Source organism: Afipia massiliensis, assembly GCF_014203115.1.
GTDB lineage: Bacteria > Pseudomonadota > Alphaproteobacteria > Rhizobiales > Xanthobacteraceae > Afipia > Afipia massiliensis.
The window spans coordinates 161,907-187,349 of record NZ_JACHIJ010000005.1; the positions used below are offsets into that span (position 1 = coordinate 161,907).

At 56.7% G+C, this 25,443-nt stretch carries 20 protein-coding genes; 8 read left to right on the forward strand and 12 right to left on the reverse strand.

Translation table 11 applies throughout. The features are described 5' to 3' along the window. Positions 1-7 precede the first annotated feature (7 nt). The 7 genes from HNQ36_RS17705 to gor form a co-directional block, all read right to left on the reverse strand. Positions 8-1,195, reverse strand: a complete 1,188-nt coding sequence (locus HNQ36_RS17705; RefSeq protein ID WP_062316888.1) for an FAD-binding protein — start codon at positions 1,193-1,195, stop codon at positions 8-10. Positions 1,196-1,213: 18 nt separating this feature from the next. Then, positions 1,214-2,638 (reverse strand): FAD-linked oxidase C-terminal domain-containing protein, encoded by a 1,425-nt coding sequence (locus HNQ36_RS17710; protein WP_062316956.1) that lies wholly within the window; start codon positions 2,636-2,638, stop codon positions 1,214-1,216. Between the two features lie 118 nt (positions 2,639-2,756). Continuing rightward, positions 2,757-3,440: a glutathione S-transferase N-terminal domain-containing protein gene (locus HNQ36_RS17715; protein WP_082757990.1), complete on the reverse strand. Its 684-nt coding sequence runs from the start codon at positions 3,438-3,440 to the stop codon at positions 2,757-2,759. 44 nt (positions 3,441-3,484) lie between these two features. Continuing rightward, the gene (locus HNQ36_RS17720) at positions 3,485-5,122 is read right to left on the reverse strand and encodes an FAD-binding oxidoreductase (protein WP_062316890.1); all 1,638 of its coding nucleotides are present in this window, start codon (positions 5,120-5,122) and stop codon (positions 3,485-3,487) included. 331 nt (positions 5,123-5,453) lie between these two features. Continuing rightward, positions 5,454-6,902 carry an NAD-dependent succinate-semialdehyde dehydrogenase gene (locus HNQ36_RS17725; RefSeq protein ID WP_062316960.1) on the reverse strand — a complete coding sequence of 483 codons (1,449 nt, stop codon included), beginning with the start codon at positions 6,900-6,902 and terminating at the stop codon, positions 5,454-5,456. 45 nt (positions 6,903-6,947) lie between these two features. Continuing rightward, complete coding sequence (locus HNQ36_RS17730) at positions 6,948-8,576, reverse strand: class I adenylate-forming enzyme family protein (protein WP_318256755.1); 1,629 nt, start codon at positions 8,574-8,576, stop codon at positions 6,948-6,950. 133 nt (positions 8,577-8,709) lie between these two features. Continuing rightward, a complete protein-coding gene (gene gor, locus HNQ36_RS17735; RefSeq protein WP_062316964.1) occupies positions 8,710-10,095 on the reverse strand; it encodes a glutathione-disulfide reductase in 1,386 nt (461 codons plus the stop codon). 373 nt (positions 10,096-10,468) lie between these two features. Here gor and HNQ36_RS17740 point away from each other — a divergent pair, with 373 nt between their 5' ends. Next, positions 10,469-11,200 (forward strand): FadR/GntR family transcriptional regulator, encoded by a 732-nt coding sequence (locus HNQ36_RS17740; protein WP_062316892.1) that lies wholly within the window; start codon positions 10,469-10,471, stop codon positions 11,198-11,200. Between the two features lie 97 nt (positions 11,201-11,297). Here the strand turns inward: HNQ36_RS17740 and HNQ36_RS17745 are convergent, their stop codons facing one another. The 4 genes from HNQ36_RS17745 to HNQ36_RS17760 are packed head-to-tail and all read right to left on the reverse strand — an operon-like array spanning position 11,298 to position 15,662. After that, entirely contained in the window at positions 11,298-12,284 is a 987-nt protein-coding gene (locus tag HNQ36_RS17745; protein ID WP_062316894.1) for a carbohydrate ABC transporter permease, read from the reverse strand. Further along, on the reverse strand, positions 12,281-13,153 hold the full coding sequence (locus HNQ36_RS17750) for a carbohydrate ABC transporter permease (RefSeq protein ID WP_062316896.1): 873 nt from the start codon (positions 13,151-13,153) through the stop codon (positions 12,281-12,283). Before HNQ36_RS17750 ends, HNQ36_RS17745 begins: the two co-directional genes overlap by 4 nt. Positions 13,154-13,180: 27 nt before the next feature. Next, positions 13,181-14,542, reverse strand: a complete 1,362-nt coding sequence (locus tag HNQ36_RS17755) for an ABC transporter substrate-binding protein (RefSeq protein WP_062316898.1) — start codon at positions 14,540-14,542, stop codon at positions 13,181-13,183. Further along, positions 14,502-15,662, reverse strand: a complete 1,161-nt coding sequence (locus HNQ36_RS17760) for an ABC transporter ATP-binding protein (protein WP_062316900.1) — start codon at positions 15,660-15,662, stop codon at positions 14,502-14,504. The genes HNQ36_RS17755 and HNQ36_RS17760 overlap by 41 nt, the downstream gene beginning before the upstream one ends. Before the next feature lie 328 nt (positions 15,663-15,990). Between HNQ36_RS17760 and HNQ36_RS17765 the strand changes: the two genes are divergently transcribed. From HNQ36_RS17765 to terL, 7 genes are all read left to right on the forward strand, one after another. After that, a complete protein-coding gene (locus HNQ36_RS17765; RefSeq protein ID WP_062316902.1) occupies positions 15,991-17,259 on the forward strand; it encodes a CaiB/BaiF CoA transferase family protein in 1,269 nt (422 codons plus the stop codon). 460 nt (positions 17,260-17,719) lie between these two features. Next, entirely contained in the window at positions 17,720-19,354 is a 1,635-nt protein-coding gene (locus tag HNQ36_RS17770) for a GMC family oxidoreductase (protein WP_062316905.1), read from the forward strand. A gap of 140 nt (positions 19,355-19,494) precedes the next feature. Then, positions 19,495-20,289 (forward strand): hypothetical protein, encoded by a 795-nt coding sequence (locus tag HNQ36_RS17775; protein WP_062316907.1) that lies wholly within the window; start codon positions 19,495-19,497, stop codon positions 20,287-20,289. A gap of 282 nt (positions 20,290-20,571) precedes the next feature. Beyond that, on the forward strand, positions 20,572-21,291 hold the full coding sequence (locus HNQ36_RS17780; RefSeq protein ID WP_156449422.1) for a hypothetical protein: 720 nt from the start codon (positions 20,572-20,574) through the stop codon (positions 21,289-21,291). A gap of 108 nt (positions 21,292-21,399) precedes the next feature. Further along, the gene (locus tag HNQ36_RS17785) at positions 21,400-22,728 is read left to right on the forward strand and encodes a site-specific DNA-methyltransferase (RefSeq protein WP_184087191.1); all 1,329 of its coding nucleotides are present in this window, start codon (positions 21,400-21,402) and stop codon (positions 22,726-22,728) included. Between the two features lie 4 nt (positions 22,729-22,732). Next, a complete protein-coding gene (locus HNQ36_RS17790; protein ID WP_062316912.1) occupies positions 22,733-23,167 on the forward strand; it encodes a DUF5681 domain-containing protein in 435 nt (144 codons plus the stop codon). Beyond that, positions 23,164-24,558, forward strand: coding sequence for a phage terminase large subunit (terL, locus tag HNQ36_RS17795; protein ID WP_062316913.1), 1,395 nt, complete (start codon positions 23,164-23,166; stop codon positions 24,556-24,558). Before HNQ36_RS17790 ends, terL begins: the two co-directional genes overlap by 4 nt. Before the next feature lie 151 nt (positions 24,559-24,709). Here terL and HNQ36_RS17800 read toward each other — a convergent pair whose 3' ends face one another. Then, positions 24,710-25,279: a hypothetical protein gene (locus tag HNQ36_RS17800; protein ID WP_062316915.1), complete on the reverse strand. Its 570-nt coding sequence runs from the start codon at positions 25,277-25,279 to the stop codon at positions 24,710-24,712. Between the last annotated feature and the right edge of the window lie 164 nt (positions 25,280-25,443).

Below are 25,443 nucleotides of genomic sequence, written 5' to 3' on the forward strand. Positions count from 1 at the left end.
CTGCGCTTCAAATACCAGAGTACATTTTTCCGAAGTTGAGGATACGGCCGGGATCAAACGCAAACTTGATCCTTCGGGTCAGTTCTGCAACCGAGGGCGGAAGCGGCTCGAATATATCGACCCTGCATCGAACCTCCGGCGGTGCACGCAGAAGCGTCGCGTGGCCACTGAGGCCTCGCATTACATCCCGGATCACCTTGGACCCCGCGTCTTCTGGCGCGTCGACAGCGAGCCAGACCAAACCGCCGCCCCAGTCGTAGAAATGACGCACATCAAGCACCCGCTTGATATCAGCAATGATACCGGGTGCCTTCGACGGGGCGAGCGAAAGCCGCCATATGGCGCTCTCGGCCGGATCAGCCAGCCACCGCGCATCCCGCACATCAGACCAGATATCGGCGCTCACCTCTCCTTCCAGAAGATCGGCCTTTCCGTATGGTCTCCAAAGTTTGGCGATCTCGCCGCAACCATACGCAACGGAAGGCGCGAATCCTTCGATACGGATGATGGTCAGGGGCTCCGACACCACACCCTTCGGCAGATGCGCCGCCGCGGAGACGGAAAATGGCGATCCCAAAGCGGTCGTCAATGCAGCGATAGCCGTCGCATCATTCAATCCGCGCAGCACCAGAGAAGACGTATATTCCGGTCTTGGCAGAACCTTGAAAATGACTTCGCTTAACACGCCGAGCGTTCCCCACGCTCCGCAATTGAGCTTGACCAGGTCGAGACCCGTGACATTCTTCATGACCCGTCCGCCCGATTTCACGACATCGCCGCGGCCGTTTACCAGCCGGATGCCGATCAGACTGTCACGGCAGGCTCCCGCCATGATACGTCGCGGGCCAGTAACATTTCCCGCTGCAATTCCGCCGATTGTCGGCTCATGGCGCCCGCCGAGAATCGGCCGATAGTCCATCGGCTCGAACGGCAGCATTTGATTCTGTGTTGCAAGCGTCTGATTGATCTCGGACAGTGGTGTTCCGGGAAGAGCCCCGATCACCAACTCCGTTGGCTCATAGAGCGATATTCCCTGCATACGTTGTGTCGTAACAGACATCGCATATCCATTCGGCCGACCAATACCTGACTTGCTGCCAGCGCCACTGACAATCAACGGCATTTTTGCCGCCGCTGCCATTCTGATCGATTCAGACAGGTTCTTTTCGTCGCGCGGTTTCAGATCTCCAGACATCGCCAAATTCGTCCAGCGTTACGTTTGATTTCGGCAGTCAACGGGGAAAACCTTGTCCGTGTTGAGTAGCCATTTTGAATCGAACGCTGCACGCAAACGGATCTGCTGGGCAAGATCGATCTCATTGAACTGGTACGGCATCAGGTCGCGCTTCTCGATGCCAACACCGTGTTCGCCGGTAAGACAGCCACCGACTTCAACGCACAGCTTAAGAATGTCGTTGCCCGCGGCCTCCGCTTTCAACTGCTCCGCCGGATCGTTCGCGTTATAAAGGATGAGAGGATGCATATTTCCGTCGCCGGCATGGAAGACGTTAGCCACACGCAATCCATAGTGCTTCACGATCTCGGTGATCTGCGCCAGAACGTAGGACAGCTTGCCCGTCGGCACCGTTCCGTCCATGCACAAGTAGTCCGCAACGCGCCCAGTCGCGCCAAATGCCGACTTCCGCCCCTTCCAGATCGCCGCTGTTTCAATCGCGGATTTGCTCTCCCGAACCGTCTCAACGCCATTGGCTCGCGCAATGGAGATAATCCGATCCAGCATCGCGTCCATTTCCGCCTGCGAGCCTTCCACCTCAATGATCAGAAGAGCTTCCGCATCGAGAGGATAACCCGCCTTGGAAAAGGCCTCGCATATCTCAATCGCGGCCTTGTCCATGTACTCGATCGCGACTGGAATGATTCCCGCCGCGATAATCTCTGCAACGGTGTTGCCTGCTCCATCGGATGAGGAGAAGCCAAACAGAACGGGACGCGCGGCTTCCGCCGATCTCAATATCCGGACGGTAGCCTCGGTCACGATCCCGAGCTGGCCTTCAGATCCGACCACAACACCCAGTAGATCAAGGCCACCGCTATCGAGGCTATCTCCACCCAAGTCGATGATCGTTCCGTCGATCAGAACCATTCTGACGCCGAGAATATTGTTTGTCGTAACGCCGTATTTCAGGCAATGCGCACCGCCCGAATTATTGGCGATATTGCCGCCGATGGTACACGCGAGTTGAGATGACGGGTCCGGCGCGTAAAAGAAGCCTCTGTCCGACACTGCAGAAGTTATGCTCAAGTTGGTGACGCCCGCTTCGACCCGAATGAAACGATCATCGTAGTTGATCTCAAGCACGCGGCTCATTCTTGAAAGTCCAAGAACAACAGCATCCTCGGTCGGAATTGCACCTCCCGCAAGTGAGGTGCCCGCGCCGCGCGGCACGACCTTCACGCCATTATCATGGCAAAACTTGAGAACCGCACTTACTTCATCCGTCGATGTCGGCAACACAACGGCCAGCGGCATCTTGCGATAGGCGGCGAGCGCGTCGGTCTCGTATGCCCTGCACTCATCTCTATCCGTGATAAGGCCTTCGGGCGAAACCAAGCTTGCCAGGTGCTCCACGATTGCACCGCGACGATCGAGAATATCCTTGTCTGGTTCGGAAAACATGGTCGCGCTCAAGCGCACCTCCTAGATCGAAACACTTCCGACGTGCGCTTCAATTTTGTGAGCCGACCCTGAGAGCAGTTACCGTGGAAACGATCGCTGTGAGACTGTCTTCTCGGCTTCAAACCTTCGCGCCGAACATGTTCTTCCAGGATTCCGTGCCGGGTTTTGCTTCCCACTTTTTGGTGTCGGACATAACAGCCAGCCCCTCCTGCACCGCCGGACGAACCTTGATCGCGTCGAACCAGCGCTTGAGATTGGGATACGTCTCGAGCTCCTGCCCCTGCCATCGGTAGGGACGAATCCATGGAAAGGTCGCAATATCTGCGATCGAGTACTCACCGGCGAGATATTCGCGGTCTGCCAGGCGGCGATCGATCACGCCATACAGTCTGGCGGCCTCTTTCGTGTAACGCTCCACGGCATAAGGAATCTGCTCTGGTGCGTAGCGCCGAAAATGATGAGCCTGGCCGAGCATAGGGCCGGCGCCGCCCATCTGAAACATCAGCCATTGAATGACCTCCATCCGTGCCCGCGGGTCGGATGGCAGCAGCTTGCCGGTCTTTTCAGCAAGGTACAGAAGAATGGCTCCCGACTCGAAAACCGGCAACGGCTTCCCGCCCGGGCCGTCGTGATCGACGATCGCCGGTATCTTGTTGTTCGGGCTGATCTTGAGAAACTCCGCGCCGAATTGATCACCCTTGGTGATGTCAATCGGCAGAACCCGATAATGCAGGCCGAGCTCGGCCAGCATTATCGTGATTTTGTATCCATTCGGCGTGGTCCAAAAGTAGAGGTCGATCATAGACGAACTTCCCGTGAAACAGCCGAATGGATAGTGTTGTGCGATTAGGCCTTAGGCTTGTCGAAGAGAATGCCCGGGTTGAGCACCCAGTTCGGATCAAGCTCGCGCTTGTTGGCCTGCATCATTCGGATGAAGCCCGGATCGATTTCCTTGTCATACCAAGGACGGAAACTGCGTCCGACAGCATGATGGTGCGTGATGGTGGCGCCGAGTTCCAGAAGGGCGTCGGAAGCAACCTTGTTCAACGCTGCGTAATGCTCGATGTTCTTTTCGTGAGAAGACGGAGCCATGATGGAGTAGTACGGCGCCGGCCCATCCGGATAAAGGAACGAGAACCGACGGCAGACAATGCCACCACCGCAAATCTTCTTCTCCGCCTCAGCTACCCGCCGCATGACTTCGGTGTCGAGCGCTTCGAACTTGTCCCACGTATAGGCCGTTTCGAAGGTAAAGCTGACGATACCCATCGCCGCACGAACGTGCATGAGATAAGGCAGATAGCGGAACTGGTTACGCCAGCTGCCCTGCGCGCCCGAGCGGCTGGTTTCGAGAGCATCGGTGCCCGTGCCCGCCTTCTGCTTCACCGTACCGCCGTAATCCCGGCAGATTTCCAGAGAGCGATCCAGCCATGCATCGACCGGATGATCAGCCGACTCATAACCGATCAGCAGCATCGATTCCGTGCCGTCGCCGGCCCCATAGAAGAAGGCGTCCTTCTCATCGAGGTAGCGGCAGTTTGCGGGATAAAGACCGGCCTGGGTGATCTGCCGAACGGCCTTCGCACCCTCGTAGAAGGTCTTGAATGAAACCGAGGCGTTGGCGCGGAACTTCACCCGGCCCTGCAGACGCATCCACGCTTCGGTGATGATGCCAAGCGTACCTTCCGAGCCGATGAAGGCGCGATCGGGGCTGGGACCGGCGCCAGACGCCGGCAGTCGGCGGTTTGTGATCGTGCCGGTCGGCGTGACGACGCGCAGGCTTTCCACCATGTCGTCGATATGGGTCAGATGCGTCGCATAGTGACCGGACGAACGCGTCGCGATCCATCCGCCGAGGGTCGAGAATTCCCAGGACTGCGGAATGTGGCGCAGCGTGAAACCATGCGGCTTCAACTGCTCCTCGAGCGAAGGACCGAACGTGCCGCCCTGGATTCGGGCCGCGCGCGAAGTCGGATCGACTTCCAGAACGCGATTGAGATTCTCGAGGTCGATCGTGACCACGCCCTTGTAACTGCTATCATCCGGCGGATTGATGCCGCCCGTAACGCTCGATCCGCCGCCGAAAGGCACGGCCGCGTAGCCATTTTCACCGCACCAGTCGAGAACCGCGGCAATGTCCTTTTCGTCGCGAGGATAGGCCACGACATCTGGCGGATTTGGATACTTGCGCTTGTAGATCATGGCCAGGTCGCGGAAGCTCTTGCCGTAGGTGTGAGCAACGCGATCCCATTTTTCCGTCGTGCAGAAGCTTGCAAGCGATGCCGGCGGCTTAATGCGCGGGGCACGGATCTCGATCTCGTCGAGGGTCGGATCCGGGAGAACTGTGAAATCGCTCATGCCGAGGCGCTTCGCGACGCGCTCGTGCATCGACTTCACTTCTGACTCAGGGATGTCCTGGCCTTCGTAACCCCAGCTCCAGAACTTCCTTCGCTGCCCTTTTGGCATATTCATGGGTGCATTCATTGCCTCGCTCCTTGCTCCTCGCTCGTGTTGAACCGGAAAGCCAGCCCGACTGATTCATCTGTCCCGACAGTCGGGAGAAAAATCTTCGGTAATACACTGGCCCTTCCAAATTGGTACGACCAATAAGCTCCCGACCATGCTCTTTGTCAAGCGCATCTTCAGGCGTTGATCGAGAATTTCTTCATGGCCTGCAGGCCCTCATTGCAACGTCCGGGCTCCATCCGCTGACGCGGACGTAGCCAAGCGAGCCCGCCTCAGCGAGCCCCGCAAGGGATCTTCGGAATTCGATTTTGCGCGAAAAATCGCAAAGCCGGCCGATTGCCTACGTGGCTTAGCCGTTCATTTGGGTGACGAACTTGGTGTTCAAGTAGGCCTCCATGGCCTCTGTTCCACCCTCGGAGCCGTAACCGGAATCCTTGATGCCTCCAAACGGGGTTTCAGGCAGCGCAAGACCATGATGGTTTATCGACATCATTCCGCTTTCGACCCCCGTGCTGATGGCACCAATGACGGCCGCCGACTTCGTGTAGGCATAGGCGGCGAGGCCAAATGGAAGACGATTTGCCTCCGCTATGGCCTCATCGAGATCGGAGAAGGCGCTGATCGGAGCAACGGGACCAAACGGCTCCTCGTTCATGATGCGCGCGTTCAGCGGGACATCCGTGAGTACGGTCGGCTCGAAGAAGAATCCCTCGTTTCCTATTCGCTTGCCACCGGCTCTGATGCGGCCGCCGCGCGATGTGGCGTCGGCGATCAGAGCCTCCATCGCCTCAATACGGCGATGATTGGCCAGCGGACCCATCTGGCTCGCGGCGTCAAGACCGTTGCCGACAACCAGATCCTTTGCAGCCGATGTGAAGTGGTCGACAAATTCCTCGTAGACGCTCTTGTGCACGATGAAACGCGTAGGCGAGACGCAAACCTGACCGGCGTTCCTGAACTTCGCCGCGGACAGCAGCCTCGCCGACTCCTTCACGTCCGCATCGCCGAACACCAGTGCCGGCGCATGCCCTCCCAGTTCCATCGTCACCCGCTTCATATGGCTTCCCGCCAGAGCGGCGAGTTGCTTGCCGACCTGGGTCGAGCCCGTGAACGAAATCTTGCGAATGAGCGAATGAGCAATCAGATACGAAGACACCTCCGCAGGAACGCCGAAGACCAGATTGAGCACGCCCGATGGCAGGCCGGCATCGGCGTAGGCCTGAACCAGGGCGGCGCAACTAGCCGGCGTTTCTTCGGGTCCCTTGAGAATTACGGAACAGCCGGCAGCGATTGCAGCCGAGATCTTGCGGACAGCCTGATTGATCGGAAAATTCCACGGCGTGAACGCTGCCACCGGCCCGACCGGCTCCTTGATCACGATTTGCTGCACCGCTCCGGAACGCGAAGGAATAGCGCGGCCGTAGGATCGGCGAGCCTCTTCGGCAAACCAGTCGACGATGTCCGCGCCGAGCAACACCTCCAGGTTCGCTTCCGCCAGGGGTTTCCCCTGCTCGAGCGTGAGAATGCGAGCGATTTCGCCGGCCCGCTCGCGCAACTTCTCGGCAGCCGCCCGCATGAGCTTGTAGCGGTCGAACGCCGATGTCTTGCGCCACGCATTGAAGCCGCGCCACGCGGAATCGAGCGCTCGATCGAGATCGTCGACAGACGCATGCGGAACACTCCCGATCGCAAGCCCGGTCGCTGGATTTAGCACTGCCCCGGATCGGCCTTGCGACCCGTCGCACCAAGCCCCGTCGATGAACATCTTGACGTCCGGGTAGGTCTGTTCCTGCTTCATGGCGATGTCCATTGGCCTTCGATGGGATTGAACGATCTGGAATGACTAGACAGAAAGCGCCGATGCTTCGGCGTACTGCTTCAAATCATGCTTTCTGATCTTGCCGTTTGGCGCGACCGGCAGCTGCTGCATCACGATGATCTGCTGAGGCTTCTTGTATCGGGCCAGCTGTCCTTCGATGAACGTGAACAGGTCACTGGTCTCGACGGAGACTCCAGGAACGGGCTCCACAAATGCGATGATTTCCTCGTTGCCCTCGACCGATCGCCCGACGACTGCAGAGTTGAGGACGTTCGGATGCGTATTGAGAACCGCTTCGATCTCGGGCGGATACACATTGAACCCCGAGCGAATGATCAATTCCTTTGATCGGCCCTGTACGATCAATGCGCCACTCGCATTGCGGCTGACAATATCGCCGGTCTTCAAATAGCCCTGCTCATCGATAACCCCTGCAGTAAGCTCCGGCTGACCATAATAGCCAAGCATGACGTTTGGTCCACGTACAAGAAGCTCGCCCGGCAGGCCGTCCTCAACCTCATCACCGTTCGCTCCGACAATCTTGATCTGAACTCCGGGGATGGGGGGACCAATGTTGACTTCGTCGCTGCCCATTGCGTACTGGGTGCGACTGATCGTCGGCGAGGTTTCGGTGAGACCATAACCGTTGTGAAGAACGACCCCAAACACACGCTCGACGTTTTGACGCAACGAAAGGTCCAGCGGAGCGGTGCCGGTGTAAACATATCGGAGCCTGTTCGGTGTGAGCTGAAGACCCGCCTGGTCGACGTGAGCGACGATACGCGACAGCAACGCCGGCACGGCCGTAAATATCGTAAGAGTCTTGTTCACGACGGCTTCGATAGCTTGCGTGAGCGAGAATCTTGGCATGATTTTCAGATGCGCGCCTGCGAACAACATGCCTTGCATGAGTGTAAGCCCATACGAATGGGAAATCGGCATCACGCACAGCGAGACGTCGTCCGAACGAATCGTGTCGGTCCTTTTCCCCCGGCATGCGACAAACGCGAGACTGCGATGGCTAAGCATCACTCCCTTTGGGCGTCCGGTGGTTCCCGTCGTATAGATGACAACGGCGACCTGCCGGGAAGGATCCAGGTGAACCCGCTCCGCAACACTATCCGCATCAAGCTTTCCGACCTTCACCTCACCTATTCCGGTGAACCGCTCAATGTCTGCATCTCGGCGACACGCATGAGCATCTGCGTCGGGTGAAACGGCATGCGTATAGAACACACGCCGCGGGCGGCAGTCGCGTTCGATCAAATCCAGTTCATGCTGGCTCAGTCGTGCATTTGTGATGACCGCCCAGGCGTCAAGCCGGCTCGATGCATATAGTAATACGATCGCTGCGATTGAGTTTTCACATACGATCATGACGCGATCGCCCGGCCGAATACCGAGCCGGCTCATGTCGATGGCGGCAAGCTCGACTGTATCGATCAGGCGACGATAGGACCAATCGACACCATGCTCGTCGGTAAACGCGATCCGGGAAGCATCCCCCTTTGCCCCCTCATCAAGTATCCCGTGAATGCGGGCCGGCAAGTTTGATACCAAATCCATTTTATCAGCCTGTTTCCTGGTCGCTGCTAAAATCAGCGCTCCATCCGCGTCGCTGGGATAAATCGGCACCCCGGATGCAACCGCCACTCAAGAGCCAGCAACCTCATATTGGTAAGACCAATTTGGTCTGTTCAGTCGTGTGCTGTCAAGACGTATTTGGCCGGCCAAGATCAACCTCGCCCGTCGCCGGGCGCGTCCGACGGGGATGGATTCCTGGCAGTTATTCTGCCGCCTCGCGGACGTAACGCTGGGTCGGCGTGCGCATGGTCACGAGTTCCTCTGCCGAGGTAGGATGCAGCGCCATGGTGGCGTCGAAGTCGGCTTTGGTCGCTTTCATCTTGACCGCGATAGCGACAGCCTGAACGATCTCAGCAGCCTCCGGACCGACGATGTGGCAGCCGAGAACACGGTCAGATGTTCCATCGACGATCAGTTTCATTAGAACGCGGCTTTGGCTGCCCGACAGCGTTGCCTTGATCGGCCTGAAATCGGTCTTGTAAATATCCACGTGGGTGAACTGCGCCCTTGCCTCGGCTTCGGTCAGCCCGACCGTTCCAACCTGCGGCTGTGAGAACACCGCGGTCGAGATCTCGGCATGATCGACACGCACTGGCCGCTTGCCAAACACAGTGTCGGCGAAAGCATGCCCTTCGCGTATCGCAACTGGCGTCAGATTGATGCGGTGGGTGACGTCGCCCACCGCATAAATGTGCGGCACATTGGTTTGCGAGAAGGCATCGACGGCAATGCCGCCGTTGGCCGGATTGAGCGCCACGCCTGCCTTTTCAAGCCCAAGACCCTTGACGTTGGGATGACGGCCGATGGCAAACAGCACTTGGTCAGCAGCAATCGTCGATCTCCCAGACAGGTGCGCGGCGAAGCCCTCCCGTTGCTTCTCGACCTTGCTCACTGTGGTGCCCGTGAGAACTGTAATACCCGCCTTCTCGACCTCACTACGGACATGCGCGCGGACATCCTTGTCGAACCCCCGCAGGATATTATCGCCGCGATAGACCAAGGTCACGTCAGCGCCGAGACCTGCGAAAATGCAGGCGCACTCCAGTGCGATGTAGCCACCGCCCTGGATTACGATGCGCTTTGGGAATGCCGGCAGGTGGAAAATCTCATCCGACGAAATGACATGCTCGATGCCGGGAATTGCCGCGCCGTGGCTCGGCGTACTGCCGGTGGCGATCAGGATGTATTTCGGCCGTACCGTTTCGCCGGTCGACAAGCGCAGCGTGTGCGCGTCCTCGAACACCGCGCGCGCCTTGACCACCCGCGCGCCGGCCTTCTCGGCATTGCCGGTGTAGGCGGCCTCCAGCCGGGCGATTTCCTTGTCCTTGTTGGCGACCAGCGTCGCCCAGTCGAACGTCGCTGACGGGATGTTCCATCCGAACCCCGCCGCGTCCTTGATCTCCTCGTGGACATGCGAAGCATAAACGAACAGCTTCTTGGGCACGCAGCCGCGGATCACGCAAGTGCCGCCCATGCGGTACTCTTCGGCAAGCATGACCCTGGCGCCGTAATTGGCTGCAATCCGCGCGGCGCGAACGCCGCCCGAGCCACCGCCGATCACAAACAGGTCGACGTCGTAATCAGCCACGACACCTTGCGCTTTGCCGCTCTGTCCCGACATTTCCAAATGCTGCAGAATCATCATCAACCTGATACGAAAGAACTATACGCAGGATGATTGTTATCCCAACGCCGCCCTTTTCGGTCTTACCAATTCGGTATACCAGTCTTATATGTTCGGCACACCGGAATCAAGCGAGCGGCCGTGCGACGTCCGATTTAGGGCGAGACGTTATCTGGCGGCGGGACTCGCACCGGTGCGGAAAGCACCTGTAATATCATCGCCTGTCGAAATAGAGTGAACATCACTCAGATTCGTGGCTATTGGCATGTGCCCGGGCGCGCAACGGCTTAGCAGACAAGCTCCCCCCGGGAACGCAGGCTGGAAAGAGTAGACACAAATGACCGAACGAAATCGAACCGAAAAGCCTGAGCCTCCCTCGAACGCCATCGGAAAAATCCTTTCGTTCATCCGTGAGCGCCGCTACCAACCCTCGGAACGTCTGCCGTCTGAGCGCGACTTCGCGGAGAAGTTCGACACAAGTCGGGGCGCCGTCCGCGAGGCGCTGGCTGCTCTCGAAGCCATGCGCGTCATCGAGAGGCGGCCCAACTCGGGCATATATCTGCGGAACTCGGACGAAAGCAGCATCGAAGCTCTCGTTCTTCACGCCGAATCCGGTCTTCCGTTCCAGGCCAACGAAATTGCCGATGTCTTCGAAGTGCGACGCATGCTCGAAGTGCAGGCCGCCCGGTTGGCCTGCACACGCCGAACACCTGACAACATCCGCGATCTTCGCGCAATTTTGAGCGACACCGAGAAGCGCCTTGCCAAGAAGCAGACGATCGAGCGGGAAGATGAGGCATTTCATCTGGCCATCTTCGCTGCCACCAAGAATGATATCCTGTTGCGCGTGGTAAAATCATTCTATGAGCTATCCAGACAGCGCCGCCGCGTCTATTTCGCCGATCACAGCCGCGGTCGCCGTTCCTATGAACATCACTGCGAAATCCTCGACGCCATTGAAGGGCGGCGCGTCGGCCAGGCAGAGCAGAAAATGAACGAACACCTGTCCCAGACCATCGAAACCTGGCAGACGCTGTTGGGAGAGCCAAAGATACCTGCAAGACGATAGACTTTCGTCAAAGATCCATCCGAGCAATCGTTCAAGTCGATTCCGGCACGGTGGCGCACAGAACTGATCTCTTGCCCGGACGGGATCTGGAACGTCCCTACCCTTTGAGGGCGCCTGCCGTAAGTCCTGCGACGAAGTACCGGTAGCAGAACGTAAAGATGACAAACAGCGGCAGCGCTATAAGGGATGCGCCGGCAAGAATTTCGCCCCAACGCAGGTCCTGCGCTCCCAGCATTGATGCCAATGCTACAGGCAGCGTCTTGTTCTGATCACTCATAATCAGGATGAGAGCGAACACATAGTCGGCCCAGGACAGCAGGAACGAGAAGATACCGACCGTAATTAGGCCGGGTGCGGAAAGCGGCAACACCACCTTAATGAACGCGCCGAATTGCGAGCACCCGTCGACCATTGCCGCTTCTTCCAGATCAAATGGCATCGACTTGAAGAAGCCCCACAAAAGCCAGACGCCCAACGGGAGCGAGATTGCGAGGTGAGCAATCAGCAGACCCCACAGGCTGTCGGAAAGCCCGACCATGCGAAACAAGGCTGACATCGGGATAACCAGCATCAACGGCGGGAACATATAAGCAAACAACATCGAGGCAACCAGTGTCGTCTTGCCGCGGAACCGCAGCCGCGTCGCGCCGTAGGCAATGAACGCCGAAAGCGTTGTGGCAACGATGATCGTTGCCATCGCCATCAGCGCGCTGTTGAAGAAATTGGCCGTGTAGTTCGTCAGCTCCAGCAGCGACTTATATGAAGAGAGATCTGGCGGCCAAAACGCCAACGACGTGTCCAGAAACAGCCGCTGCGGGGGCCGAAGGCTGGATATGATCATCCAGTAAATCGGAAAAAACGAATAGATGCAGATCACAACGACAGCAGCATAGAGACCGACACGTCCGGCAATCTGCTTGATCGGCTTGCTCGCTAACCCGAACAACTTTTGTTCCGATGCCGGCGTTGGCGCGTTCTGCGGCAAGCGATCGAACCGGGATGTGTTGCGAAGGAGCCGCTCCTGCCGCGGATCCGCAACAGCAGCAACGACGGAGAGGTGCGAATTTTGTTGTGTCACTGTCATCGGCCTTGCTTTGCTTCGTCGATCGGGAAGAACCGCAGATAGATCAGGATAATGGTCGCCAGAAGCGCAAACGAGATTGTCGCAACCGCCGCCCCGCCTCCAAGATCGAATTCCAGAAACGCTCTTCGATAGGCAAGGGTCGGGAGCGTCTCGGTCTGATTCAGCGGGCCTCCCTTGGTCAGCAGCCAGATCACGTCAAACTTGTTGAACATCCAGATGCCTCTCAGCAGAATGACCACGATCAATACAGATCTGAGACCCGGCAGAGTGATGTGCCAGAACTGCTTCCAGGCACCGGCACCGTCGACCCGAGCTGCTTCGTAAAGCTGGACCGGAATTGTTTGAAGGCCGGCCAGCACGCAGGTCACCACAAAAGGAGTCCATATCCATACGCTGACAAGAACAATCGTTCCCTTCGCAGTTGCCGAGTTGGCGCCCCAATCGAACATGCTAGATCCGAACGACGCCAGGATACTTTTGATCAATCCGTAATTGGGATCGAGCATCCATTGTGCGATGAGGCACGCAACGACTGTCGGAAGAAAGTATGGAACGATGGACAGCGCTCGAACGATTGTTTGCCCCACGAATTGACGGTTCAGAACGAGTGCAATGCCCACGCCGAGCGTAACCTGCAACACGATTGCGGAAATTGAGATCGTTATCCCGTTTAACAGTGCGTCCCAAAAATTACTGTCCTCCAGGACAGAGAGATAATTTCCAAATCCAACCCACCGCGGCGGAGCAATAAAGGACTCCGCCGCGTAGAACGAGAGCTTGATGGAGTACAGGAGTGGTCCGCCAACGATCGCGCCGACTATCAGAACGCCCCCGACGAACAAGCCGATGATTCGCCAATCCTGCCTCATGAGGCACCTACCTTTTCGTCAACGATTTCAGCCGAGTTTCCGGATGCGATTGGCCGCCGTCTTCACGCAATCGGCCGACGACATGTTCTTGAGCACCTTGTTCTGCAGCATCTCGGGCATGACATTCGTATCGAATACCTTGCACGGCCGCAGATCGATCGACGGACCGATCAGGTCGACCGACGAGAGCTTGACCTTGCTGTCCGGATCGATGAACGACTTCATCTGCATCATCGTTGCCCAATGCTTCTGAATCATCGGGTGTTTCTTCCAGCGCGGATCCTCGTAGATGTCCAGGCGCACCGGCTGGAAGTTCATCCAGGCCGAATGCAGCCAGTCGATGTAATGCTCATCGATAAACCATTTGAGGAACTTGAGCGTCTCCTCGCTTTGTTTAGTCTTGAATGCCACGAACCCGTCGAAGGCAAATGGCAGCGCCTTTTGCTTGCCGGTGCTATCTGGTGCGGCAAAGATTCCATACTTGTCCGCAAGATCCGGATTTCGTGCTTCAAGCGCCTCGACCACACGACCGGAGTAAAGGGTATGCGCGACCTTTCCGGTGACGAAGAGGCTCATCAGTTCGGCATAACCGACCGTGTTCAATCCCGGTGGCATGGTCTTGTAGAGTTCACCGTAAAGATCGAGGAAGCGCCCGGCCCGATCCGCATTCTCGGGAGCATCAAGAACAACGTTCCACTTGTCGTCGTAGAACTGCGGGGCCTCCGCGAACAGGTTGCCGAAGCTCGCCCAATTGGTCGCACTGTCGCTCGCCAGCGGCATCACGCAACCGCCACGCTCGATGTTGCCATCCTTTGAAACGGTCAACGCCCGGCAGTTTTCGAGATATTCCGCCCATGTATTAGGGATCTTGAGGCCCTTCTCGGCGTAGAGATCCTTTCGATAGTAACAGGTCACCAGATTGTAGTCGTAGGGATAGAACCAGTTTTCTCCCTGATACTTCCAGGCGCCCATCTGCCCCCAGGAATGCTGCTTCACAAGATCGGTCACCGGAAGAAGATGACCACCGCGGGCATACTGAAGAATATGGGCGATATAGCCTTGGGTGGCGAGATCATACGGAGTACCCGAATTGATCGCTGCCATGGTCTTCGCGTAGGCGCCGCTGATCGGCGTCGAATCGACGATGATCTTGACACCGAACTTGCTCTCATACTCGTTGCACGCGTTTCGCAGCACGGTCTGGCTATCGGCCGCGGTCTCATTGTTCAGGAATCGGAGGGTCACTCCGGCTTGGGCGTTCACGTACGGAGCCGCCAGAGAGCTCGTCGCGCCAATGACTGCTCCCGCGGATGTTTTAAGAAAGTCTCGCCGGCTAAAACCGAAAGACTTACCCTTGGACTTCCATTGGTTTGAATTGCGCCTGGTCATGATCTTCCCTCCCTTTGTTAATTTCATTTATTGATTTTGATTGCCTCAAAGCCTTCCCGTTTTCGCGCGAGAACAAATGCAACCGCTCCGCAGGCAGAACGACGGGGATTTTGTCGCCGGCCGCGAGCACGTCGTCGCGCGCAAATACCGCGCGGAATTTCTGACCGAAGATCGTTCCCAGCACATATGTCTGTGCACCGATTTGCTCTACCAAGCTGACGATCATCTCGATGTCCGATGCCGTCTCGGCACGAACGATATGCTCTGGTCTGATGCCAACGGTGACGCTCTTCTCGGTCTCGATAAACTCGCCGTTCTGCAATCCGAGTTGTAGCTCGCCGGAACGAACCTTCAGACCGCCACCGTCGCGGAGCAATTCACCCTCAACCAGGTTCATCTCGGGCGAACCGATGAAGGCCGCCACAAAGACATTCTCCGGCCGGTCGTAGAGATCCAGCGGCCGCCCGGCTTGCTGGATCCAGCCATCGCGCATGATGACAATCCGGTCACCGAGCGTCATGGCTTCGACTTGGTCGTGAGTCACGAAGATCATCGTGGCTCCCAGCCGGGCATGCAGCGTCGCGATTTCTTCGCGGGTCTTCACGCGCAGCTTGGCGTCCAGATTGGAAAGGGGTTCATCGAGCAGAAAGACGTCCGGGTCTCGGACGAGCGCGCGGCCAAGCGCAACCCGCTGCATCTGGCCACCCGAGAGCTGGCGCGGTTTTCGCTCGAGCAAGGGATCAAGACCGAGGCTCGACGCCGCGCTGCGCACACGACGATCGATCTCGTCTTTCGGTTCTCCGCGCACGCGAAGACCAAACGCCATGTTGTCGTAGACGGTCTTTTGCGGATAGAGCGCGTAGTTTTGGAATACCATCGCAATATTGCGATCTTTCGGCGGAAGCGCGGTCACGTCCCGCCCGCCGATCATGATCTTGCCAGATGTCACATCATCGAGGCCGGCAAGCATGCGCAAGGTGGTCGATTTCCCGCAGCCGGACGGCCCGACAAAAACGACCAGCTCTCCGTCGGCAATATCCAACGAAAAATCCTGCACCGCCCATGGCCCTCGGTCTCCGCCAAAGGATTTCGATACATTCTGGAGAGTGACTCGCGCCATACAGCAAACCTCGCTTCGCGTTGCCTCTAGTTTTTATCACCATGCGCAGAATTCTGACTGCACAGCTGTCTTCCAAATTGGATAGACCATTTTGGTCTTCCATACGTCTCCGCTTGTCAACTGTCAAGCAATCAGCGGTCCGTACCCATCGGAACCTCGACCATTGAGCGGACGCTTGCGCCGAAACCTGGAGGACCCGGAACCCGTTGCCAATCTTGTTACAGCCGATATTGGTTTGACCAATTTGGACGATCCAATTATGGTTTAAATGGAAGGCGCGGAGTTTGTCGGAAATAGATCGCGTCACATAAACTGACAAGGAAGCGACATGGCTGGACCTCTGGTGGGCTACCGAGTACTCGATCTCTCAAGAATTCTCGCAGGACCGTGGTTAGGCCAGCTTCTTTCGGATCTCGGTGCCGAAGTCTGGAAAATCGAACGTCCCGGCACCGGCGACGACACACGGCAATGGGGACCGCCATTCCTGAAGGACAGTGACTCCAACGACACAACAGAAAGCGCCTATTTTCTCAGTGCTAACCGCGGCAAGTATTCGATCTGCGTCGACATCGCGACCGAGGAAGGCAGCGCAATCGTGCGCTCACTGGCGCAAAGTGCCGACATCGTGATCGAGAACTACAAGGTCGGCGACATGACCCGGTACGGGCTGGACTATGAGTCGCTGCGAAAACTTAAATCCGATATCATTTACTGCTCTATCACCGGCTATGGCCAAACCGGTCCAATGAAAGATGTCGCGGGATACGACATGGCGATCCAGGCAATCGGCGGCCTGATGAGCATTACGGGTGAAAGCGACGATATGCCGGGCGGAGGCCCACAGAAAGTCGGCGTTCCCATCGTCGATATTCTCACCGGGATGTACAGCGCCACGGGTGTAATTTCAGCGTTGCTGCACCGCGAGCGCACCGGCGAGGGTCAACACATCGACATGGCTCTGCTCGATGTTCAGGTTTCGGTACTTGCCAACCAGAACATGAATTATCTCACGACTGGGACTCCACCTAAACGCTCCGGTAATGCACATCCGAATATCGTGCCTTATCAGGTGTTCAAGACAAAGGATGGCTCGTTTGTGCTGGCTGTAGGAAACGATCAGCAATTCAGAAAATTCTGTGTAACGGCGGGATTGACGGAACTAGCCACCGACACCCGCTTCCTCACCAACACCGATCGGCTTCACAATCGCGACCAGCTGATCCCACTTCTGGACGTCCATCTGGCAACACAGACGACACATCACTGGATATCAGCATTTGAGCCAGTCGGAGTTCCTTGCGCGCCGATCAATCGCCTGGACCAGGTGTTTGCTCATCCGCAGGTGATCCATCGGGAACTGCAGATCAATCTGCCTCATCCTTCCGGCGCCATCGCGCCTCTCGTCGGCAACCCGATCAAGTTTTCTAAAACGAAAATCGAATATTCGAAGAGCCCGCCGTTGCGGGGCGAGGACACCGAACATGTCCTCAAGACTGTACTCAAACTTGATCAGGCACAGATTCAGCGCCTGAACGAGAGCAGAATCGTCGATACCGGCACGCATCCTAAGCGCTCCTCACCAGGCCGGCTCGAATAAGCGGGCGCGCTACTCGCAGCACCCCCGACGCATCACTGCGGTCGCGCTTATTGCATCTGCCTCGAAATCGGCGGCGCTATTTCTCTGGCAAGCGAAGCTCGGACAAACTCGGACGAATGCGACCTACCTAATGACCGAGGGCCCAGACCGCCTTTTGAAATGCCGTTCTGTCTTGGGGAGACATGGTCTTGTCCCAATGCTCGATCCTCTTCGGCGCCCATAGAAGAACGACAATAGCCGACGCGATAAGCGAAGCTGTCAACACCCGAGTGATCATCGAAACACCTCTCTGTTGACGCCCGAACCCCGGCCACTATAATTGGACATACCAAAATGGTACTCCAAGACGATCAAAAAACAACGGCAAAAATTCGTCACTCGTATCGGAAAAGCATCCGGCGAGCTCTTCAAGCACACCAGCCACGTTACCCAGCCGCGGGCGTTCCCAGGGGGATTCGAAATGAAATTATCTGGATATGACTACATCATCGTTGGCGCGGGATCGGCGGGATGCGTGCTGGCTTCGCGACTGAGCGAAGACCCGAACGTCAATGTCCTGCTGATTGAGGCCGGTGCTCCGTCCGCGTCCATCTTCGTTCATATGCCAGCCGGCATTCGCGTCCTCTACACAAGTCCGAAATACAATTGGCAATTCTGGACCGAACCCCAGGCTCATCTCAACAACCGAAAGATTTACATTCCGCGCGGCCGGGTTGTGGGTGGATCGTCCTCCATCAACTCAATGATTGCGATTCGCGGCAACGCCTGGGACTACGACTCATGGGCGGCCCAGGGCCTGCCATCATGGAGCTACGAAAACCTGCGCCCCTACCTCAGGAAAATCGAGGATGCTACCCTGGTGACACGGGAGCGCGATCAGGACAGAGGATATTCCGGTCCTATTCGGCTGTCCTACGGCACCCTGCAACATCCCATTTCAAAGGCGTTCATTGAAAGCGCAGTGTCGGCCGGCTTGCCGGAGAACAATGGCTTCAACGGCCCATCCCAGATCGGCGCGGGCTTTTACGAACTCACCATCGCCGAAGGAAAGCGATCCGGAGCCTTCAAATATCTCGATCGCGCGAAGGGACGAAGCAATCTCACCCTCATGGCTAACTGCAGAGTTCGCCGGATCGCGATGGAGGGAACGCGAGCGCGCGGCGTGGTCATAGAGAAGGGTGGACGCGAGATAACCATCTCGGCAGAGCGCGAGGTATTGCTGACATCCGGAGCCATCGGCTCACCGCAACTGCTGATGCTGTCGGGCATCGGACCGGCAGATCACCTGCAATCGCTCGGCATCAAGCCGGTCCTCGATTCCGGCGTTGGAAGTAATCTGCAAGACCATCTGGACTGCGCAATTCGCCTGGAAGCGTCTCAGCCGGTTACGCTGACGCCGTATCTCGGCCTGATCAAGGGCGGCTTGGCGGGGGCGCAATACATTCTTCGGGGCACGGGCCCCGCAACGTCTCAAGGTGTCGAAGCCGGCGCCTTCTGGGGACCTGACAAAAATTCGTCGTTGCCGGAATGGCAAGCCCATCTCATCGTTGCGCTCCGAAATCCGCCGCCCAACGAACGTATCGATCATGGTTTCGCGATTCGCGTTTGCCAGCTTCGGCCCAAGAGCCGTGGCACGCTGCGATTGCGATCGGCAGACCCATCCGACACTCCCGCTATTGATCCGCGCTTTCTCTCTGACGAGTCCGATTTCGTCAGCATGCAGGAGGGTGTCAGGCAGCTTTGCGAAATTATCGATCAACCGGGTCTGCGTAAATTCGTGAAACGAAAAATCGATGTCGATGCATTTACCAGTGTGAACTCGCGCAAAGAATGGATACGGGCGCGCGCCGAAACGATCTATCATCCGGTCGGCACCTGCCGCATGGGCGAAGACAGCAACGCGGTTGTCGACGGTCAGTTGCGGGTCAGGGGGATTGACAACCTCAGAGTCATCGATGGCTCGATCATGCCTACCGTCATCAGCGGAAATACCAATCTGCCGATCATGGCCATGGCGGAAAAGGCCGCAGAGCTGATTGCAGGCAGCAACGAGACCAGACAGTCAGGTGCCGCCCCGAAAAAGCAGTCGGCTTGACGCTCCGAGCATCTCGAAACCGCTGAGTGACCCATTTCATCGATGGACTAGTGCCCCCGTGATGCGTCGGATATATCACTTCAGGCTGCGGTAATCCACGCGTTGCAATACCATCGTCTCCGCAATCATAAGGTTGAACCATGACTGAACGACTGGAACCGTATCGTGTGGAAGCTTACAACACCGCCAAACTGTCCGAAAACAAGATGCATGATGATTCCGTAGCCCTGAAATACGGCTTCAGAGGCGGACTGGTGCCGGGAGTCGATGTTCTCGCCTACATGATCCACGTTCCGGTCGCGAAATGGGGCCGGACGTTCCTCGAGCGAGGATTGATCGAAGCGCGGTTCGTCAAGCCGGTCTATGACGGCGAGGCCGTACTGGTTCAGGCCGAGGAGTGCAGCGATGGGCTGGCACTGACCGTCGAGCGCGGCGAGCCAAAAGCCACGGGACGGGCCTCGCTTGCAGACACTGCGCCGGCATTCTCGCTCGCCGATTATCCCGACACCGCACCGGTTGTGACACGGACGCCCATCGACGCTGAATCTTATCGGCTCGGAAAATGGCTCGGCACTGCCCCGCGCTCCTGGCAAGGCGAGGCAGGTGCCGAATATCGCGCCGAGGTGCGCGAGGCCGATCCAATCTATGCGCGCGAAGGCCTCGTCCATCCAGGCGTGCTGCAGCGGATCATGAACCGAGTCCTCATGGAAAATGCTCTTCTCGGGCCATGGATTCATATCGGCAGCCGCATGCAACTGTTGTCAGCCGTTGCCGACACCGATGAACTCACCGCTCGCGCACGCGTCACGGGCAACTACGAGAAGAAGAGCCATTTGTTTGTAGAACTGGACGCTCTTATCGTCGCCAATGGCCGCACTCCTATCGCCCATTGCCAGCACACCGCGATCTATCAGCCTCGCGCTCAGGCTGCATAGGGTGCGGTCGCTTCGGCATTCAGCTTTTCTAACGCATTATCGTGGTTAGCCGAACTGGCTAGCCACTTTTCATCATGAAATTCGGGTGTGTGGCGCGATGCCGTCGCGCAGATAAGCGCAGCGGCCACAGCTTCTGCATACGACTGACTGCCCCCTGTATGCACACCAATATTCCATAACGGCCATTATGCGAATCTGATCGCTCGCCCAGAAATGAAGGGCAGCCAAAAGTACTTCGAACATACTATACTTCGGTTGCATTGCTCATTCGAAGTATCCTCCATGCCCCCAAAAGATCCACTACGAAAACCGACAACCTTCGCTGAGGCAATCCATGTTGTCGAGCAAAGCCACGGTCTTTCAGAGGGCGCCCAAATCGTGGTGCATGTTGGGCGGATGAATATGAATGCAGGCAAGCATCTTCACCTCGTCGTGCTGGATTATAAGCCATCACTTTTCGACGAGAGCATTTTCATCCCCCTGCAATCAGGCAATACGTTTCGTGCGATTGATAATTTAACCGGGCAGCGCGACGAGTATGCTGTTGAGTTATTAAACGGAGGTATGGTGTCACATAATGCGGTTGTTACGCTGCAAGATGGCACCACGTTACGCGCGGTGGAAATCCTACCCGTTAGACTTCCATATGAATTTACCCCGATGGATGAAAAGATCATTCATGCCGGCATTGCGGCCGCGAAGATTGAAGGCGCTGTCTATCGGTCTTTCCGGCAAGGACTATCTGAGGAAGATGCGAAGCGAACTATGGTCGTGGGAGATGAATTCTTTGAGTTTATTGAGTTCGGTGAATTCATTGAGGACTTCAAATTCATCGACTTTGGTAAGTTGGCTCAAGTTGAAAAGCGACCCCTCAGGCTAAAACATATACAGCGCGAATTCATAAACCTTTTCCCCACGGCCGAAATTCCGTCGGAACAGAAGGTTTCTGATACGCTAGCTTCGGCAGGCTTTTGGAAGCCAAAACGCAGACCAAAATCGTAGAATTATAGCTAGCCACTTTTTAGCCACGTTCTCAGTTGGATCTGAGATGGTGACGCGGCACCGGAGATGTGAACATTAGGAGCTTCATTCATTTGGGATGAGGCTTCAATGCAAACGCCTAAAATCGAAACAGCCCTCGTTTCCGCCCTTAAGCGGAACGCGCGCAACGCGCGAACCCATTCGAAAAAGCAGATCTTACAAATCGCAGATAGCATCCGCGCGTTCGGATGGACCCAGCCTATATTGGCGGATGATAAAGATAATGTAATCGCCGGACACGGACGGTTGGCTGCCGCTTTAGAGCTTAAGCTCAAAACGGTACCTGTCATATATTGCACCGAGCTGACCGAAGTCCAAAAGCGCGCCCTTGCAATAGCAGATAACAAAATAGCTGCGAACGCGGGGTGGGATAGAGCGGTGTTGGCAACCGAGCTTGGCGAGCTCGCTACGCTCTTCCCGGAGCTCAATCTAGATCTGGAGATCACAGGCTTCGAGCCTGCTGAGATTGACAGTCTCATGGGCGACTTCAGCGACGCTGAAGTCGATCCCAGCGATTTTGTGCCGTCGCTCGAAAGTATCGCGACAAGCCGCACGAGTGACTTATGGAAGCTCGGTGAGCATCGCCTTTTGTGCGGAGACTGTAGACGAACGGATCATGTGAAACATCTGATGGGCAAGAACCGCGCATTCATGGTTATCACGGATCCACCCTACAATGTCCGCGTAAGCTCGGTGCAAGGGCGAGGCAAGATCAAGCATCGCGAATTCGCCGTCGCTTCGGGGGAAATGTCGTCTGAAGAGTTTACAGAGTTCCTCGCCACTGCGATGGGAATCGCGGTTGATTTCTCGGAAGACGGCTCAATGCATTTCTTCTTCATGGACTGGCGGCATACGCCGGAAATCCTAGCCGCAGGCAAGAATATCTATGACGAGCTCAAGAATATGGTCGTGTGGGTTAAATCAAATCCTGGACAGGGCAGCCTTTACCGATCGCAACATGAACTGGTCTTTGTCTTCAAAAGCGGCGAAGAGCGCCATCAGAACAATATCCAGCTTGGTAAGCACGGGCGATCTCGGTCGAACGTGTGGCAGTATGCTGGCGTAAATACATTTCGAAAAGACCGCCTTGCCGAGCTGACCGCTCATCCCACTGTCAAACCCGTCGCTCTCGTTGCTGATGCGATGCGTGACTGCTCCCGTCGTGGCGACATCGTGCTGGATCTATTCATGGGGTCCGGCACCACCATTTTGGCCGCGGAAAAGGTCGGCCGGCGCGGCTTTGGCATCGAAATCGATCCCCTATACGTCGACGTAGCGATCCGCCGCTGGCAGGAATTCACAAAGCTCGACGCGGTTCTCGTGGCCACCGGCCAGACCTTCGACGAGGTGGCCGCCGAGCGGTCCGCCTCCCCTGCTCTCAAACGCGTAAGGATCTAACACAATGGCATCGATCCCAAAAGTTGAGCGTGTCTTCCGGAAACGGGTGCGGCTGAAGCCGAGCGACGAAGATGTCGGTTACGGCAAGCCGCCGAAGGCCAATCAATTCAAGCCCGGAAAAAGCGGAAACCCGAAAGGTCGCCCCAAGGGCGCCAGAAGTGAGGCAACCATGTTGGTAGAACTATTAAATCGCAAAATCGAGATCCGCCAGAACGGCAAGGTTCGTAAGATCACCATCCTGGAGGGCATCCTTCATAAGCTCGCGGAGGATTCACTCAAGGGCAACACCAAGAGCGCAGCTTTCGTGTTGAATCGTTTGGCTGCAATCGCATCGACAGCCAGCACGGAGCCTGAGGTCAATCCGGACGATAAGGCCGTGCTCGACGCTTACTTGCGGAATTTCCAATCCACCCTTGGTGAAAAGGAGAAAACGCCGTGAAGGATCACGATCTGCTGCACTCCGTCCTACGCAATGATTTCGAGAGCTTCCTCCATCGTTGCTTCCTGATGCTCAATCCGGGGGCTGTATACCTTGCGAATTGGCACATCAAGGCAATCTCGCATCAGCTTCAGCTCATTCGAGAGGGCAAGGTCAACCGTCTCATCCTCAACATGCCGCCGCGTTACCTAAAGTCTCTGACTGTCTCGGTGATACTGCCAGCGTTCTTGCTAGGTCATGATCCTAGAATGAAGATCTTTGGCGTGAGCTACAGCAACGACCTTTCGGCGAAACACGCGGCTGACTTTCGGGCGATTGTTCAATCCGACTGGTATCGAAAAACGTTTCCGACGATGCGCGTCGATCGGATTGCGGATTCCGACGTCTTTACCACCAGACGTGGCTTCCGCCGATCGACCTCCGTTTCGGCAACGCTCACCGGTCTCGGCGGCGATATGATCATTCTTGATGATCCGCAAAAGCCAGTGGATGCGCAATCGGACACACTCCGTAATTCCCTGAACCAATGGTTTACCAATACGCTTCTTTCGCGGCTGGACAACAAAGCGACGGGCGTCATCATTCTGGTCATGCAGCGAGTTCATCTTCACGACCTGACGGGATTTCTGGTCGATAACTCCAAGGACTGGACCGTCCTCAGCTTGCCGGCCATTGCCGAGGTCGATGAGAAGGTTGCTATCGGCAATGATGAGTTTCATATGCGCCGGGCCGGTGAAGCGCTTCATCCCAAATACGAGACCATCTCCACACTGGAAAAGCTACGCAATGAAATGGGTTCGGGCATCTTCGGTGCCCAATATCAGCAATCTCCCGTTCCCGACGGCGGCGGCATGATCAAGCGCGATTGGCTGCATTACTACGATCAGTTGCCGGAACGGGGTTATCGCACCAAACTGATCCATAGCTGGGACACTGCGGCAAAGGTTGGCGCTCAGAACGATTGGTCTGTCTGCACCACCTGGCTGTTGGTGGACAATCGCTTCTATCTCATAGACCTCATCCGAGGCCGCTATGAATACCCCCAACTCCGCGCCAAGGCTATTGCGCTTGCGCAGCGAGACGAACCGCTCAAGATTCTGATTGAGGATACCTCGACGGGCATCGCGTTGGCGCAGGAACTTCGGCAGAGCGGCATCTATACGGTCAAGCCTGTACCCGTTGAGCGAGATAAGATGGGTCGGTTATTCGTGCATCAAGCCAAGTTTGAAGCGGGCTTGGTCCTGTTTCCGCGAAAGGCGCCATTCCTGGCACAGCTCGAAACCGAGCTTCTGACTTTCCCGCAGGGTAAGCACGACGACCAGGTTGACAGTCTCAGCCAAGCGCTCTCATACAAAGGCGGCTACGATACGACCCTTTCGTGGGTCGGATGAAAGCGCGGTGAGGTGATCAACAGCTCCGTGGCTCGCCTGTCAGATTTCGACCCTTCGAAGCTCCAGCGGCCACCTCAAACGAACCGACTTCGAGGTGAACGAACTTAGAGATAGCATCGGTTGGGGCAAATGTAAGTGCCGCTGTCGTCGATCAGAATTTTCGGATCGAAGAAAATCGGATCGTGAAGACCGGGCTTTTCATCGATCCAGCCAAGGTCACGCTTTGCTCGCCAATACAATCGAGGTTCGATGGGAAGAACCCTCCTGAAAACCGGACGGTGTCACCACGTTTCATCGCGGCGAGAGATTTAAAGAACTGCGTATCTGGATCAATCAGGGTCTTATCAGAATAGTCTGATATAGCGTTATTCCAGGTTGAGACTTGCAAACCGGGCGCAAGTTCGAGCGTAATCACGCCTTTGCCATCGCCATTGGTGGAGAGATAGGCGACCTTTCCTATCCATCCGGATGCGCTCTGACCTTGCAGAGCGCTGCAGATGGCCTGCTGCCTGACATTGCGCATCCCGCCTGCGGCCAATTCGTTGGGAGCCGATGTAAATTCGGATCGTGCCTTTGTGATAGCCGCAATGAAGCGAACCTGATCGGATGGAGCAGGTACGCTTGGAGCCGGCGGGGCCGCGCTTCGACCCCCGCCGACGAGGGCTCCAACAGCGATAAATCCAAGCGCGCAGCCCAAGGCCGCCTTGATTGCAATGTTCATCGACAACTCCAAACTTTTGCTCGGTGTGCCCGTCCGCCGCATCTCGAAGGCTCAGCGTGGGTGGATCAGCACATCGCTTCCCATGGGGCAGAAGTCCACGATGCCTCGGCTGTCGGAGGCACTATCACTAACCTCAGTTAATAAAATCCTATTTTGGGATAATC